Genomic DNA, 14926 nt, shown 5'->3' with positions numbered 1-14926 from the left:
AGTAATTAACTAGTTGCTAGCGTTCTTTTGAGCTGTGATTTCTGTAATTTTTACAATCACCTCAACAGCTTTCATCATACTCTCCACAGGTACATACTCATATCTCCCATGGAAGTTATGACCTCCAGCAAATATGTTAGGACATGGTAACCCCATAAATGAGAGTTGTGATCCATCTGTACCTCCACGTATAGGTTTAATAAGTGGCTCTATGTCTAATGATTTCATTGCTTCCTCTGCAATATCTACAATGTGCATTACAGGCTCTACTTTCTCCCGCATATTGAAGTACTGATCTTTAATCTCTACAGTCACTACTTCTTTTTCTAGCTGCGCATTAAGCTCATCTGCTAGTTGACTCATCATTTGTTTACGAGCTTCAAAGTGTCCTTTGTCGTGATCTCTTATGATATATTCTAATGTAGTATTGTCAACGCTACCGTTAATATCATATAAGTGAAAGAACCCCTCACGATCAGAAGTATGCTCTGGAGTTTCTAGTCTAGGTAAGCTGTTTATGTAGTCTGTAGCGATGTACATACTATTTACCATTTTACCTTTTGCGTAGCCTGGGTGTACAATTTTACCCTCTATGGTAACCACCGCTCCAGCAGCATTAAAATTCTCATATTCTAGTTCGCCTATCTGGCTACCATCCATCGTATATGCCCATTCTGCACCAAATTTTTCTACATCAAATTTATGTGCACCACGACCTATTTCCTCATCAGGAGTAAAGCCTACGCGTATTTTTCCGTGTTTTACTTGAGGATTTTCAAGCAAGTATTTCATTGCTTCCATAATCTCTGTAATACCCGCCTTGTCATCTGCACCTAGTAGGGTAGTACCATCAGTAGTTACAATAGTTTGCCCTTTATACTGCTTTAAATCATCAAAGTATTCTGGAGATAACACGATATTCTGTTCCTTATTGAGAACAAGATCTCCACCATCATAATTCTCCCAAATCTGCGGTTTTACGTCTTTCCCCGTAAAATCTGGAGTTGTATCAAAGTGCGATATGAAACCAATAACTGGCACATCGTGATCTACATTGCTAGGCAGTGTCGCCATCACATACGCATGCTCATCTATAGTCACCTCACTCATTCCCATTGCTTCTAGTTCATCCTTGAGCTGTCTCGCAAGATCCCACTGGCACTCAGTACTTGGCGTGGTATCACTGTTAGGGTCACTTTCGGTATAGGTAGTTACGTAGCTTATAAATCTTTTAAGAAGTGCGTCTTTATCAATCATAATGGGTGGTTGTGAGTACGCTTTCGCGAAAGCGTAAAAATCATCATTCAGTTCTGCTTCAAAAATACCTCTTTTTGGACTATTTTTGCACCACAGAAACCACCGAAATGTACAAACTCCTCATACGCCCAATTCTCTTTTCCTTTGATCCAGAAAAAGTGCATTATTTTACCTTTAGATGGATAAAGCGATTACATAAATTAGGACTCTCAGGACTTCTTAATCGTATGGGTAAGGTGGAAGACAAGCGACTAGAGCGCAAAGTGCTGGGCCTTACTTTTAAAAACCCCGTAGGACTAGCGGCAGGTTTTGATAAAGATGCAAAGCTTTTTAATGAACTTGGGGACTTAGGATTTGGTTTCATTGAGATAGGTACCGTTACTCCAAAGGCACAAGCAGGAAACCCAAAGCAGCGTCTGTTTCGATTAAAAGAGGATCAAGGTCTCATAAACAGAATGGGCTTCAATAATGGAGGAGTAGCCGAAGCGGTAACTCGATTAAAATCTCGTAAAAACAACAACATTATTATCGGTGGAAACATCGGTAAGAACACCGATACCAAGCCAGAAGATTATACAGCAGACTATCTAACTTGTTTTCACGAATTACATCCTGTAGTAGATTATTTTGTGCTTAATGTAAGTTGCCCTAATGTGTCTAGTCATGCAAAATTGAATGATAAAGACTATCTAGAGGAACTTATAGGAGCAGTGCAGCAAGCAAATAAGAAGTATGAAGTACAACGACCAATTGTTCTTAAAATTGCTCCAGACCTCAATGACCAGCAACTAGATGAGATTGTAGACCTTGTAAAAGAAACAGGTCTAGATGGTGTGATCGCAAGTAATACTTCTGTAAATAGAGAAGGTTTAATAACCACGGACGCTCGCCTTGCAGAAATAGGTAATGGCGGATTAAGCGGTAAGCCAGTTACAGATCGTTCTACACGTGTGATTAAATACCTATCAGATAAGAGTAATAACTCATTCCCAATCATAGGCGTAGGAGGAATTCACTCTGCGCAAGACGCTCTAGATAAACTTGAAGCAGGAGCATCACTTGTACAGCTCTATACAGGGTTTGTATACGAAGGTCCAGGATTGATTAAAGAGATAAATAACGCCATCTTAGCGAAAGGATAGTAAGTTACCATCGTCTAGTAACTACACGCTAATCAATTTTTATCATGAGGAATTCTCATAAACTTATTTTTGCATCCATTGCCGTCATGCTTTTTTCCATGAAACCGGATATTGCAACCTTTATCCCGCAATGGGCAAAGCTTGCTACGGCAGGTCTTTTATTATTGCTAGGCTTTTACTCGATGTGGAAGGAACGACAGTGGTAGGGCTGCTTGTGTCTTGTTTTTTCTTATTTTGCATGGACTAACTAATTAGTATTCCTTTGATAGAATCTCTCATCGCTTTTCTGGCAGCAACTGCTTTGCTTGCGTTTTCGCCAGGGCCAGATAATATCTATGTACTCACGCAGAGTGTTGCAAATGGCAGTAAATCTGGACTTGCAACCACTGCGGGGTTAATATCTGGATGTATTGTACATACTACACTTGTTGCTTTTGGACTATCGGCAGTGATTGCTGCTTCGCCTTTTTTGTTTTTTGCAATTAAAACAGTAGGAGCAATGTACTTGCTTTATCTAGCCTTCAAAGTATACCGTAGCGATGCGTCAATTAATCTCGCAGATGGTGCTCCAAAAAAGTCGTACACGGCGCTTTTTAAACAAGGTGTGATCATGAATATCCTTAACCCTAAGGTGACGATATTCTTCTTAGCATTTTTTCCTGGATTTCTATGGGAGCCAGATGGTAATACGGTGTATCAATTTTATGTGTTAGGATTACTGTTTATGCTTGAATCCTTTGTCATCTTCGGGAGTATCGCACTCGTAGCAGGAAAAATCTCTCATGTACTTCGCACCAATAAGAACGCGGGTATTGTCTTAAAGTGGCTGCAAATTATTGTTTTTATAGGGATTGCTGTTTACATTTTTATAGACGGCTAGTTTTCTAAACGATACACAATCGCTTGCCATGGGCGGAGTGTAAATTCTTTAAAGGTCTTATCATCTATTATTTTATCATTAGAAATCACTTTGATCTTCCTGTTATAGCTTACAGAAAGCGGTAACGAGAACTGTGCTGTATCTTCAGAGAAGTTTAATAGCACTAAGAAACGTTCACTCTCAAGCGTTCTCGTATAGCAATATACTTGCTCATCTTCTGGCTTGATACACTCATAAGCTCCATACACGAGCGCTGGGTACTTTTTACGGACAGCAACAATCTGTTTGAAGTAGGAGAGTACTGAATCCTTTTTATTAAGTTGGTCTTTTGTGTTGACACCTATTTTGTAGTCTTCATTGAGCTTTATCCACGGAGTGCCACTTGTAAAGCCAGCGTTTTTTGTGTGATCCCATTGCATGGGCGTGCGTGCATTTTCTCTAGCAGCATGTTGCTCACTGTCCATAAAAGCGTCAAGATCTCCACCTCTGTTTTTTACGGTCTCATATCTGTTAATGGTATTAATATCGCGATAATCTTCTATGTCTGTAAAGCGTACGTTAGTCATCCCGATCTCATCACCTTGATAAAAGTAAGGAGTACCGCGCATGGTTAATAGAAATGTTTGAAGTAGGGTAGCACTGTTTCTCCAGTGTTCTTGGGTGTCATTACCCCAGCGGCTCACAGTTCTCGGGAAATCATGGTTTGCTAGAAATAAAGATCCCCAGCCAGCTTTTGCAAATGCAGCATCCCAATCACTAAATACTTTTTTAAATTCTGGTAATGAGTAGCCGCCATCACGCATTTTAAAAACCTCTCCAGGAGCACGGTCTAAACTCATCAGGTCAAAGTGAAAGAACATATCCATTTCCTTGCGTTCTTCATGAACAAAGTCCAACGCATCATCAATGCTTATCCCTGGGCCTTCACCTACTGTAAACGCATCGTATTTTGAGATTACCTCCGTATTGAGTTCGTTGAGGTATTCATGCACTTTTGGGCCATTTGCGTAATACGCAATGTATTCATGAGGTTCTTTTGCGTCAATTTCGGGGTAGTTGATGTCTTTACTTATAAAAGGAATCACATCCATACGGAAACCATCAACACCTTTTTTAAACCAGAAGTGCATCATGTCATATATTTCGGCTCTTACTTTTGGGTTCTCCCATTTGAGGTCGGGCTGCTTTACAGCAAAATAATGTAAGTAATAAGCATCCGTTTGCTTGTCGTATTGCCATGCATTTTCTTCTACGTCAAAGTAACTCCATCTTTTTGGAGGTGTTCCTTTTTCGGCTGGCCACCAGTGGAAGTAGTCTCGGTAAGGGTTATCGCGAGAAGTCCTACTTTGTTTAAACCACTCATGCTCGTCACTACAATGATTAACCACGAGATCCATCACTAGTCGGAGTCCTCTAGATTTCATTCCAGAAAGCAACTCGTCAAAATCATCCATAGTGCCAAACTCTGCCATAATCTTGCGGTAATCACGTATGTCATAACCGTTATCATCATTAGGCGAATCATAAATAGGGTTGAGCCAGATAATGTCTACTCCTAGACTAGCAATGTAATCTAGTTTTTCTATGATTCCACGCAAGTCACCTATGCCGTTACCAGTGGTGTCACGATAAGATCTAGGGTAGATTTGGTATACAATTCCTTCTTTCCACCATGTTTGAGTTTGTAGCATCTTTTTCAGCGTTTAGGTTATAACGAAGTTAGTAATAGATACGCTTTCGCGAAAGCGTAACAAACACTACCATCAATCCTTAGAATTATGTAACTTTGACCCCCGAACAGATTTCGGAAAATTCTATGAGCCAAAAAGTACTTCTTACTGCGACAGAGATTAATATTATTCTCAATCGTCTGGCTTGTCAACTCATTGAAAATCATACTGATTTTAATAATACCGTTCTCATTGGGATACAACCACGTGGCGTTTATCTAGCCGAACGTATCAAGAAGTTGCTCACTACAGATTATGGCATTGAGGCTATAAAACTGGGTTACCTAGATATTACGTTTTATCGTGATGATTTTCGCCGTAGCGAGAAAACACTAGAAGCAAATAAAACCAAAATAGACTTTGTAGTAGAGGATAAGAAGGTAGTCTTTATAGACGACGTCTTATATACCGGACGTAGCATAAACGCTGCTCTTACTGCTGTGCAGAGCTTTGGTAGACCAGAAGAGGTGGAGTTATTATGTCTTATAGATAGACGTTTTTCTCGTCACTTACCTATACAACCAGATTATAAAGGACGTCAGGTAGATGCTATAAATGATGAACAAGTGAAGGTATGCTGGGAGGAGAATGATGGAGAAGATACCGTATATCTAGTAAAAAGCTAAGTATTATGAGCGAGTTGAGTGTCAATCATCTGTTAGGAATCAAATATATAAACGAGGCAGATATTGATCTTATTTTTAAAACGGCAGATCACTTTAAAGAAGTGATTAATCGCCCTATTAAAAAAGTGCCATCACTACGTGATATTACTATTGCAAACCTCTTTTTTGAAAATAGCACGCGAACCAAGCTTTCTTTTGAGCTCGCAGAAAAACGTTTAAGTGCAGATGTAATCAACTTCTCTGCAGCAGCATCATCTGTAAAGAAAGGAGAAACACTTATCGATACGGTAAATAATATCTTATCTATGAAGGTAGATATGGTAGTAATGAGGCACCCTAATCCTGGTGCAGGTGTATTTTTATCCAAACACATTAATGCAAGTATTGTAAATGCTGGAGATGGGGCACATGAGCACCCTACTCAGGCATTACTAGATAGTTATTCTATAAGAGAACGTCTAGGTGATGTTGCTGGAAAAAACGTGGTGATTGTAGGTGATATTCTTCACAGCCGTGTTGCGCTATCAAATATATATGCGCTTAAGTTACAAGGAGCAAACGTAAAAGTATGTGGTCCAAAAACACTTTTACCTAAATATATAGAATCACTAGGAGTAGAAGTAGAGCTAGACTTGCGCAAAGCGCTCGAGTGGTGCGATGTGGCAAATATGCTGCGCGTACAAAATGAGCGAATGGATATTAGTTACTTCCCTAGCACAAGAGAATACACCCAGCAATACGGAGTGAATAAAAAGTTACTAGATTCTCTAGATAAGCAAATTGTAATCATGCACCCAGGACCTATAAATCGAGGTGTGGAGATTACGAGTGACGTAGCAGACTCAGAACATGCAATCATCTTAGATCAAGTGCAAAATGGCGTTGCGGTGAGAATGGCGGTAATGTATCTTCTAGCTTCAAAAATTAAAAAATAATGACGGTTACAGAAAAACCTACCTATACTATACTAGCAGATGATCGTACAGATGTGCGTGAATTTGCAGTGCACCTAGAAAACGTAGTGCCTACGCATTACGACCAAAAGAATCTAGTAATTGACTTGCTTAAGTATGAGAATCTTACACTTGAGGATCTTGTGCAATTCTTAAAGCTATCTAACTACCAGCGTGCAGATAAGAAGTCATTTATCTTTGTAAATACAGGGATCAATTATGATGTAGTTCCAGATGAGATGATTGTAGTTCCTACAATTGAGGAGGCTGGAGATATTATAGAAATGGAAGAGATTGAACGCGATCTCGGATTTTAAAACTTTTTATGCCTAGCAATCTACATCTTACCATTTTAGGTTGCTATGCGGCAGCTCCTAGCTCCTTTAAAAATCCCACATCCCAGGTGTTAGACATACGTAATCACCTATTCCTTATAGATTGTGGTGAAGGTACGCAGGTTGCACTACGCCGCAATAAGATTAAATTTTCTCGCATAAAGCACATATTTATATCCCATTTGCATGGGGATCATTTTTTTGGGCTTATGGGTGTCATTACGACCTTTAGTCTGCTCAAAAGAACTGCTCCTCTTACGATATATGGGCCTAAGGGGCTTAAAGAGATTATACTTTTACAATTAAAAATAACACAAGGGTTTACGAGTTATCCATTGCGATTTGTAGAGATTACAAGTAAAGAACCTACGATTATATATGAGGATGAGCAGGTGACGGTTACTACGATACCGCTTAAACATCGTATTTATACAAACGGTTTTTACTTTCAAGAAAAACCTGGTGAACGTAAGCTTGATATAAATGCGTGTCTCAACCTAGAGATAGATAAGGCCTATTATTCAAAAATTAAGCAAGGGGGAGACATTACTTTAGACGATGGGACGCTTATACCTAATGATAAGCTTACCTTTGACCCAGATACTCCTAAAAGCTATGCATATTGTAGTGATACAGCGTATAAAGAATCTGTTGCTACACAAATTAAAGGAGCCACCGTGTTATATCATGAGGCAACTTTTTTAGAAAGTCATTCACATTTATGTAAGCCTACAGGGCATAGTACAGCAGCACAAGCTGCGCAAATTGCTGCAAAAGCAGAGGTGAAGAGCTTAGTATTAGGTCATTATTCTATAAGATATGGAGATCTAAATCTATTTAAAGAAGAAGCTAGGCCCTATTTTGAAAATGTCTTATTGGGAGACGATGGTAAAGAATTCACATTTTAAAGAGTTATGATGGAAGAAGAAATTAAAAAAATAGCAAAGCCAGTACTAGCAAAATTGCAAGAGCATTTTGACATTTTAATACCTCGTAACCTATTTTTAGTAAGTCCTGATACACAGCTCAAAAAAATCCATACTATTTATGGATCTACTTCTGTAAAAGGAAATATCAGTATTACTTTCAAGATATTTATGCTTGAAGATCAATACATATGTGAGTATTTTTTACAAGCAGAAGGGTTTACAGAGCATCGCCGCTACAACATCTACACAGATCGTGTGGAGATGCTAGAGAACTTTGAAGGGCAATTTGCCGCATCAGGGGTAGATGATGAGGATATGGATTATGAAGAGTTTACGCGTATTAGAAAACACAATGATAAGGTGCGTAAATTGCTAATTAAAAAGAGATTTATGAAGAAGTAATGAGTTGCGCTTTCGCGAAAGCGTACTCAATTATATTTCGACGTTTTTGAGGTAAAAATTTAATCTATTTTTACGAATTATGGATTAATTCTAACTTTTATCTTCATTTTGGTCTTCGTACATTTACTGCAATGAACAGAGACTTACACGACTACAGAAAATCATACGAGAAAGGCGAGTTATTACTTGAAAACTCTGCGGCAAACCCTATGGATCAGTTTAAAGCCTGGTTTAAGGAGGTGGAAGAAGCCGGAGGCGTTGCCGAGCCTAATGCAATGACTGTTGCCACCTTAGGTATAGATAATTTTCCAAAATCTAGAATTGTTCTTCTCAAAGAACTAGACGAAGATGGTTTTGTTTTTTACACTAACTATACAAGCGAAAAAGGGGAGAGTATTGCTCACCACAACAAGGTAGGGATTTCTTTTTTCTGGCCTAATCTAGAACGTCAAGTGATTATCAAAGGTGGTATAGAAAAGGTAACTGCAGAGCGAAGTGATGCTTATTTTAATGCACGTCCCAAAGACAGTAAGCTAGGCGCTTGGGTTTCTGATCAAAGTAGTGTGATCGCTGGTAGAGAAGTGCTTGAGGATAAGATGAAAGAACTCAAAGCCGCTTATGAAAACAAGGACATACCACGTCCAGCACACTGGGGTGGTTATATTGTAAAGCCCGTATCTATCGAGTTTTGGCAAGGAAGACCAAGCCGTTTACATGATAGAATACGCTACAGACTTGATAACGGTAAGTGGATTAAAGAAAGACTAGCCTCATAATATGAAAACACTCTACCTCGTAAGACACGCAAAATCAAGTTGGAAATTTGATGTTATAGATCATGAGCGACCGCTTAATGAAAAAGGTTTAAATGATGCACCTGCTATGGCAGCCCATATTGCGGCAGCAATGCCTAAGCCAGATCTTATGATGAGTAGTGATGCGTTAAGAGCAAAAACCACCGCTTTATTTTTTGCACAAGCTTACGGGATAGATGATAAGCACTTAGTACTTGATTATAAAATGTATGATTTTGCAGGTGCAGACCTTGTTGAGGTGATACGTAATGTGAGTGATGAGGTAGATTGCTTGATGGTTTTTGGGCATAATAATGCAATGACTAATGTGGTTAATACGTACGGAAGTAAAACTATAGATAATGTTTCTACAGCAGCGTTTACTGCAATAACTTTTGATATTAATAGCTGGAAAGACCTTAAACAAGGAAAGACGATTTATTACAAAGCTCCTAAAGAATTATAATAATGACGCAAACAGACGAAAATAGATATATAAACCGTGAGTTGAGTTGGTTGCAATTTAACGCAAGGGTGTTACAAGAAGCAGCAGATGAAAATGTGCCACTCATTGAGCGATTTCGTTTTTTAGGTATTTTTTCAAATAACCTTGATGAGTTTTTTAGAGTGCGATATGCTACTGTGCGTAGGATTGTAGATGCTGGAAAAACCGGAAGAAAAGCCTTAGGAGTATATTCTGCCGAAGAGCTACTAGTAAAGATCACAGAGGTAGTTATAGAACAGCAAACAGAAAGTCTTAAAATACTTGCAGATATTTACAATAAGCTCGAAGAGCAAAATATTTACATGCTCAAGGAGAATCAAATTACACTTCCAGAGCATAAGGCCTTTATAAAGGACTTCTTTACAGATCAAGTTTCCCTTGCGGTAGAGACCATAATTTTGAGAGAAGATGTGGAGTTACCACGTATTCAAGATTTAGATGCTTATCTAATGGTTAAGATGGTGCTATCTGATACAAAAAAGCCACTATATGCACTTTTAGAAATACCTAGCACAATAGATCGCTTTGTAGTATTGCCTCAAGTTGATGGTAAGGATTACATCATGATGCTTGATGATATCATAAGGTATAATCTTGATACGATTTTTAGCATTTTTGATTATGACAGTATCACTGCTCATATGATTAAAATAACACGTGATGCAGAACTCGATATAGAATCTGATCTGGGTAAAAGTTTCTTAGAAAAACTCACACGAAGCGTTAAAGGACGTGAAGATGGAGAACCTGTACGATTTGTATTTGATAAAACTATAGAAAAGGAAACGCTACAGTTTCTACTTAATAAATTAGGTATAAAACGTAAGGATAGTATCATACCTGGAGGTCGTTACCACAACCGAAAGGATTATATGAATTTCCCTACATTTAATAGGCAAGAGCTGTATTATCCAAGTGTAAAACCTTTGCCTATACCAGGTATAAGTCTTGAGGATAGTCTGTTTTCGGTTGTAGCCAAAAAAGATTTTTTACAATATACCCCTTACCAGAGCTTCTCTTATACCATCAAGTTTTTGAGAGAAGCAGCACTAGATCCAAAAGTGAGATCTATAAAGATTACAATCTATAGATTGGCAAAATTATCAAGTATTGCAAGTGCTCTTATAAACGCCGCACAAAATGGCAAAGAGGTAACGGTACAAATAGAACTTAGAGCGCGTTTTGACGAGGAATCAAATATGCGATATGCCAAGAAAATGCAGAATGAAGGTGTACGCCTCATTTTTGGTGTACCTGGTCTAAAAGTGCACAGTAAAGTTTGTGTTATTGATAGAGAAGAAGAGGGAAAGATTGTAAGATATGGTTTTATAAGTACTGGAAATTTCAACCACGCTACAGCACGTATTTATACAGACTACACACTCTTTACCGCAAATAAGGAAATATTAAAGGATTTAAATAAACTCTTTAATTTCTTTGATACTAATTATATCGTAAATAAATATAAGCATCTTGTAGTGGCACCACACTATTCTAGAAATAAGATGTATAGGCTTATTGAAGAACAAATAGAAGTTGTAAAAAACGGTGGGACTGGTTTAATACGATTAAAACTTAATAGTATATCTAATTATGAAATCATAGATAAGCTTTATGAGGCAAGTAATGCTGGTGTAAAGATAGAGATGATTGTACGCGGGGTATGCTGCCTTATTCCTGGAGTTCCAGGGATGAGTGAGAATATTAAGATTATTAGTGTTATCGATAAATTTTTAGAGCATACTAGGGTCTATATTTTTGGAGAACCAGGATGGGAAAAAGTATTTATTTCTTCCTCAGACTGGATGAGCCGTAATCTTGATAATAGGGTAGAGGTAACTGTACCTATTTATGATGAGGATGTTAAGAAGGAAATAATAGAGACTCATGACATTGCATGGAGTGACAATGTAAAAGCCCGTGTACTCAATAAAGAGATGGATAACAGATATAAAACAGATGATAAGCCAGTAATAAGATCACAATTTGCTACTTATGATTATTACGTAAATAAACTCTCTAAAGTATAGTGCTTACCATAAAAAAATATGCCGCAATAGATATAGGCTCTAATGCTGTGCGTCTCCTTATCGCAAATATTATTGAACAAGAAGATGGCCCTACATTATTTAAGAAAAATGCTTTAGTCCGTGTACCTATAAGGCTTGGGGAGGATGTGTTTGTAAATGGCGAGATCTCTGTTAAGAATCAAGAGCGCATGGAAGATGCCATGAAAGCTTTTAGATTACTTATGAATGCTCACCAAGTGCTGAAGTATAGAGCTTGTGCTACTAGTGCCATGAGAGATGCTCGTAATGGTTTAGCTTTCGCGAAAGCGTTAAAGAAAAAAACAAATATCACTGTTGATGTTATAGATGGTGAGGAAGAGGCAAAGATTATAGCGGCCACAGATCTTAATAGTTTTATTAAAGAAGACCGGACCTATATCTATGTAGATGTAGGAGGGGGTAGTACTGAAATAACAATTTATCACATGGGCAATGTGATTGCCTCTCGATCCTTCAAGATTGGAACTGTGCGTTTATTAAATGATCTAGTTTCTGTTGAAGATTGGGAAATTTTAGAAAAATGGATTGCTTTAAAATGTGAAAATTATGATCATATAGATCTTATAGGATCTGGTGGGAACATAAATAAGGTATTTAAGTTAAGTGCAAAAAAGCCTGGAAAAACGCTATCATACTTATTTCTTACGCAATTATATAAAGAACTTAAAACGATGACTTACGAGGAGCGTATTGTAAAGCTTTCTCTTAACCCTGATCGTGCAGATGTGATTATACCAGCATTGCGTATTTATTTACAAGCAATGAAATCATCTAAAGCAAAGCAGATTATTGTTCCGAAAATTGGGCTGGCAGATGGGATTATAAAAAGCTTATACCATTCTAATAAATCATGATAATGGTTTGGAGTTTAATGTATATTTTTGTGTAAACTATAGATATACAAAACATTAGATCATGAAAAAATCATTATTTTTATTATTAACGGGACTATCTCTATTATCTTTTTCTTTTATTAACGCTCAGGTTACTTCTGGATTTAAAGCAGGAGTAAACTTTGCAGATGTTACTGGATTGTCTTTTGACAATGATGGTAGCTCTGCTGCAGAGAGAATTGAAAACCAACTTGACGGAAAACGCACAGGTTATTTTGTAGGTTTTCTGGTAGATATTCCTCTCTCTGAGAAGTTAAGTTTTATGCCAGAATTTATCTTTTCTCAACAAGGAAAAAATTTGGAGAGTTTTCGCTTAGATTATTTAAACCTTCCTTTAGGCCTTAAGCTCAATCTAAGTAATTTGTATATAAATGCTGGTCCACAAGTAGGGGTAAAAGTATGGGACCCTAATAAATCAGGTGTTTTTTCAAACTTTGAAGCATCTGCATTTGGTGGGATAGGGTATATTTTTGATTCTAATATTTTTATAGAGGCTAGATATACTTATGGTCTAACAGATGTCTTTCAAGATAATAACAATTTTACTTTTAATAATGCTGGAGAGACTAGGTTTTCAGAATTAGAAGGTAAAAATGCAGTGATTCAACTAGGGATAGGTTATAGACTTTAATGAAAAATGTGTTCGTTATCGGGTATAATTTGTTTTTTATAGTTTATTTGCTTGGTTTTAATATTTTAGTGTAGATAACTGATTTATACAATTTATCTTTATACCCTGAGATTCCCAACGTTATCTCTATTTACTAATGACGAATATCTTTTAATTATGAAAAAAATAGTACTATCTATCATCTTTTTTGCATTTTTATGTAGCACACAGCTTTTTGCTCAGGGCGTACGCTTTGGATTTAAAGCGGGCTTAAGTGTGAGTGAAATAAGTAACCTCGAGTACACTATTGAGAATAATGGTTTAAATGGTGATCCAGCTATTGCGCCTTTTAGTTCTATAGATGACAGCCGCTACGGATTTGCAGTTGCATTTCTTGCAGAGATTCCAGTAAATAATAAATTGAGCTTTCAGCCAGAGTTTGCATTTTCATCTCAAGGAAATAAGTACGAGGGTGTTCGTTATGATTTCTTACAAATCCCTTTAGGATTACGTCTTAACCTTAATAGAGTTTTTCTTATTGCGGGACCACAAGCAGGACTTAAGATTTCATTTTACGAGCAATCAGAAAACTATAAGTCGTTTGACTTTTCTGCTTTTGGAGGTTTAGGATATCACTTTAATGAGAGTGTCTTTATAGAGGCGAGATTTACTAAAGGCTTCTTAGAGGTTTTTGAAGACGATGCAGCAGTACGTTTACCATATACACCAGAAGATGGCGAGCCACAAGCAAATAATAATAGTCTTGTGAATGGTGATAACTTCCTAGTGAATGGGTCGGGTACTAATCAATACATAACATTAAGCATAGGGTACCGTTTATAAACTTACCTTACACATAAATATAAAGCCCAGCTAATTCTCATAGCTGGGCTTTTTTAGTTTATAGAAATAGCTATTACTTTTCTGTTCTTACTGCTATCCTTGTTATGATTAAAACAGGTATCATGATAGTGTATCCTATAAAAAATGGAATTATATACTCAGGGAGGCCTACAATAAGAAATAGTGCAATTAGTAATAATTGAAAACCTAAGCCAAAAGTAGACACTATGGTCATAAGCCAGTTTGGTGTAATAGAACCCTCCTCGGCATTAGGGTCCACCTTATAAATAATAGCGTCAAATGCTCCGTACAAAATCCTGTACGTTTTATATAGAAAGGTAACCGTACTCTGCTGTTCGCCTGGTAAAGCCTTAGGAATACCTATTTCAATAATACGACTAGTAGTGTCGCCATTGAGCTTGCTACGTAATATCACGTAATAGTAATTATATAATGTTCCTTGCAGCTGGATGCATAAAAACGCAAGCACTGTCCAGTATAAACTGGCATTAGTTATAAAACCAATCGTGTAGAGGATTGCAGCGTTTAAAAGTATATCAGATATAGAATCTAGGTATCTTCCCGTATAGGATGGAGTATTTTTTATTCTTGCGAGTTCTCCATCTGCCGCATCAAGAATTGATTTTAAGACTAAGAAAAAAGCAGCTAGAAAGTAATACCCTTCAACTATGCAGGCAATTGCCATTATACCGCTTACTACAAAGGAGTATGTTACTTGAACCGGAGTTGCAGAGGTGTCTTTAAGGGTAAGGGCGATTTGACGAGCAATGCTTCGACCATAATCAGAAAGGTCAACAAATTTGTGGGCTTCAGGTAATTTTGACATAAACTTCTAGGTAATAGCATTTTTAAAAACCTAGAAGGTGCATTTAAAACAGCAATTTATATTGAGTACAAAGATAGGGTATAAGAGGGTTTATTTTGCTTTCGCGAAAGC

16 protein-coding genes are annotated in these 14926 nt (G+C 37.4%); 13 read left to right on the top strand and 3 right to left on the bottom strand.

Annotation, left to right across the window (positions count from 1 at the left end; translation table 11 throughout):
• Nucleotides 1–9: 9 nt before the first annotated feature.
• The gene (gene pepT, locus D017_RS13660) at nucleotides 10–1257 is read right to left on the bottom strand and encodes a peptidase T (RefSeq protein ID WP_035337251.1); all 1248 of its coding nucleotides are present in this window, start codon (nucleotides 1255–1257) and stop codon (nucleotides 10–12) included.
• Nucleotides 1258–1364: 107 nt separating this feature from the next.
• Between pepT and D017_RS13655 the strand changes: the two genes are divergently transcribed.
• Both D017_RS13655 and D017_RS13650 read left to right on the top strand, forming a co-directional pair.
• A complete protein-coding gene (locus tag D017_RS13655; RefSeq protein WP_035337250.1) occupies nucleotides 1365–2399 on the top strand; it encodes a quinone-dependent dihydroorotate dehydrogenase in 1035 nt (344 codons plus the stop codon).
• 262 nt (nucleotides 2400–2661) lie between these two features.
• Complete coding sequence (locus tag D017_RS13650) at nucleotides 2662–3279, top strand: LysE family translocator (RefSeq protein ID WP_035337249.1); 618 nt, start codon at nucleotides 2662–2664, stop codon at nucleotides 3277–3279.
• Here the strand turns inward: D017_RS13650 and D017_RS13645 are convergent.
• On the bottom strand, nucleotides 3276–4970 hold the full coding sequence (locus tag D017_RS13645; RefSeq protein WP_035337247.1) for an alpha-glucosidase: 1695 nt from the start codon (nucleotides 4968–4970) through the stop codon (nucleotides 3276–3278). The genes D017_RS13650 and D017_RS13645 overlap by 4 nt on opposite strands.
• 125 nt (nucleotides 4971–5095) lie before the next feature.
• Here D017_RS13645 and pyrR point away from each other — a divergent pair, with 125 nt between their 5' ends.
• The 11 genes from pyrR to D017_RS13590 all read left to right on the top strand — a co-directional run bounded on the left by pyrR (nucleotide 5096) and on the right by D017_RS13590 (nucleotide 13968).
• A complete protein-coding gene (gene pyrR / locus D017_RS13640) occupies nucleotides 5096–5635 on the top strand; it encodes a bifunctional pyr operon transcriptional regulator/uracil phosphoribosyltransferase PyrR (RefSeq protein ID WP_035337246.1) in 540 nt (179 codons plus the stop codon).
• Nucleotides 5636–5640: 5 nt separating this feature from the next.
• The gene (locus tag D017_RS13635; protein WP_035337245.1) at nucleotides 5641–6570 is read left to right on the top strand and encodes an aspartate carbamoyltransferase catalytic subunit; all 930 of its coding nucleotides are present in this window, start codon (nucleotides 5641–5643) and stop codon (nucleotides 6568–6570) included.
• Nucleotides 6570–6905, top strand: coding sequence for a hypothetical protein (locus D017_RS13630; RefSeq protein WP_035337244.1), 336 nt, complete (start codon nucleotides 6570–6572; stop codon nucleotides 6903–6905). The genes D017_RS13635 and D017_RS13630 overlap by 1 nt, the downstream gene beginning before the upstream one ends.
• Nucleotides 6906–6913: 8 nt before the next feature.
• The gene (locus D017_RS13625; protein WP_035337242.1) at nucleotides 6914–7831 is read left to right on the top strand and encodes a ribonuclease Z; all 918 of its coding nucleotides are present in this window, start codon (nucleotides 6914–6916) and stop codon (nucleotides 7829–7831) included.
• Nucleotides 7832–7840: 9 nt separating this feature from the next.
• Complete coding sequence (locus D017_RS13620) at nucleotides 7841–8254, top strand: hypothetical protein (RefSeq protein WP_225969308.1); 414 nt, start codon at nucleotides 7841–7843, stop codon at nucleotides 8252–8254.
• A gap of 131 nt (nucleotides 8255–8385) precedes the next feature.
• On the top strand, nucleotides 8386–9030 hold the full coding sequence (gene pdxH / locus D017_RS13615; protein WP_035337237.1) for a pyridoxamine 5'-phosphate oxidase: 645 nt from the start codon (nucleotides 8386–8388) through the stop codon (nucleotides 9028–9030).
• Nucleotide 9031: 1 nt separating this feature from the next.
• Nucleotides 9032–9514, top strand: a complete 483-nt coding sequence (locus tag D017_RS13610; RefSeq protein WP_035337236.1) for a histidine phosphatase family protein — start codon at nucleotides 9032–9034, stop codon at nucleotides 9512–9514.
• Nucleotides 9515–9516: 2 nt separating this feature from the next.
• The gene (ppk1, locus tag D017_RS13605) at nucleotides 9517–11583 is read left to right on the top strand and encodes a polyphosphate kinase 1 (RefSeq protein WP_035337234.1); all 2067 of its coding nucleotides are present in this window, start codon (nucleotides 9517–9519) and stop codon (nucleotides 11581–11583) included.
• Complete coding sequence (locus tag D017_RS13600; RefSeq protein ID WP_035337232.1) at nucleotides 11583–12476, top strand: rod shape-determining protein; 894 nt, start codon at nucleotides 11583–11585, stop codon at nucleotides 12474–12476. Before ppk1 ends, D017_RS13600 begins: the two co-directional genes overlap by 1 nt.
• A 61-nt stretch (nucleotides 12477–12537) precedes the next feature.
• Nucleotides 12538–13146: a porin family protein gene (locus D017_RS13595; RefSeq protein WP_035337230.1), complete on the top strand. Its 609-nt coding sequence runs from the start codon at nucleotides 12538–12540 to the stop codon at nucleotides 13144–13146.
• Between the two features lie 156 nt (nucleotides 13147–13302).
• Nucleotides 13303–13968, top strand: coding sequence for a porin family protein (locus D017_RS13590; RefSeq protein ID WP_035337228.1), 666 nt, complete (start codon nucleotides 13303–13305; stop codon nucleotides 13966–13968).
• Between the two features lie 73 nt (nucleotides 13969–14041).
• Here D017_RS13590 and D017_RS13585 read toward each other — a convergent pair whose 3' ends face one another.
• On the bottom strand, nucleotides 14042–14815 hold the full coding sequence (locus tag D017_RS13585) for a CDP-alcohol phosphatidyltransferase family protein (protein WP_035337225.1): 774 nt from the start codon (nucleotides 14813–14815) through the stop codon (nucleotides 14042–14044).
• Nucleotides 14816–14926 lie beyond the last annotated feature (111 nt).

The organism is Dokdonia sp. PRO95, assembly GCF_000355805.1.
In the GTDB taxonomy this organism is placed as follows: domain Bacteria; phylum Bacteroidota; class Bacteroidia; order Flavobacteriales; family Flavobacteriaceae; genus Dokdonia.
Note: the sequence above shows the minus strand (reverse complement) of the source record. Positions and strands in the feature narration are given on the sequence as shown.

Bases quoted from the DNA above. Each gene is read 5' to 3' on its own strand.
- pepT (WP_035337251.1), bottom strand. From the start codon at position 1,257: ATGATTGATAAAGACGCACTTCTTAAAAGATTTATAAGCTACGTAACT.
- D017_RS13655 (WP_035337250.1), top strand. From the start codon at position 1,365: ATGTACAAACTCCTCATACGCCCAATTCTCTTTTCCTTTGATCCAGAA.
- D017_RS13645 (WP_035337247.1), bottom strand. From the start codon at position 4,970: ATGCTACAAACTCAAACATGGTGGAAAGAAGGAATTGTATACCAAATC.
- pyrR (WP_035337246.1), top strand. From the start codon at position 5,096: ATGAGCCAAAAAGTACTTCTTACTGCGACAGAGATTAATATTATTCTC.
- D017_RS13635 (WP_035337245.1), top strand. From the start codon at position 5,641: ATGAGCGAGTTGAGTGTCAATCATCTGTTAGGAATCAAATATATAAAC.
- D017_RS13630 (WP_035337244.1), top strand. From the start codon at position 6,570: ATGACGGTTACAGAAAAACCTACCTATACTATACTAGCAGATGATCGT.
- D017_RS13625 (WP_035337242.1), top strand. From the start codon at position 6,914: ATGCCTAGCAATCTACATCTTACCATTTTAGGTTGCTATGCGGCAGCT.
- D017_RS13620 (WP_225969308.1), top strand. From the start codon at position 7,841: ATGGAAGAAGAAATTAAAAAAATAGCAAAGCCAGTACTAGCAAAATTG.
- pdxH (WP_035337237.1), top strand. From the start codon at position 8,386: ATGAACAGAGACTTACACGACTACAGAAAATCATACGAGAAAGGCGAG.
- D017_RS13610 (WP_035337236.1), top strand. From the start codon at position 9,032: ATGAAAACACTCTACCTCGTAAGACACGCAAAATCAAGTTGGAAATTT.
- ppk1 (WP_035337234.1), top strand. From the start codon at position 9,517: ATGACGCAAACAGACGAAAATAGATATATAAACCGTGAGTTGAGTTGG.
- D017_RS13595 (WP_035337230.1), top strand. From the start codon at position 12,538: ATGAAAAAATCATTATTTTTATTATTAACGGGACTATCTCTATTATCT.
- D017_RS13590 (WP_035337228.1), top strand. From the start codon at position 13,303: ATGAAAAAAATAGTACTATCTATCATCTTTTTTGCATTTTTATGTAGC.
- D017_RS13585 (WP_035337225.1), bottom strand. From the start codon at position 14,815: ATGTCAAAATTACCTGAAGCCCACAAATTTGTTGACCTTTCTGATTAT.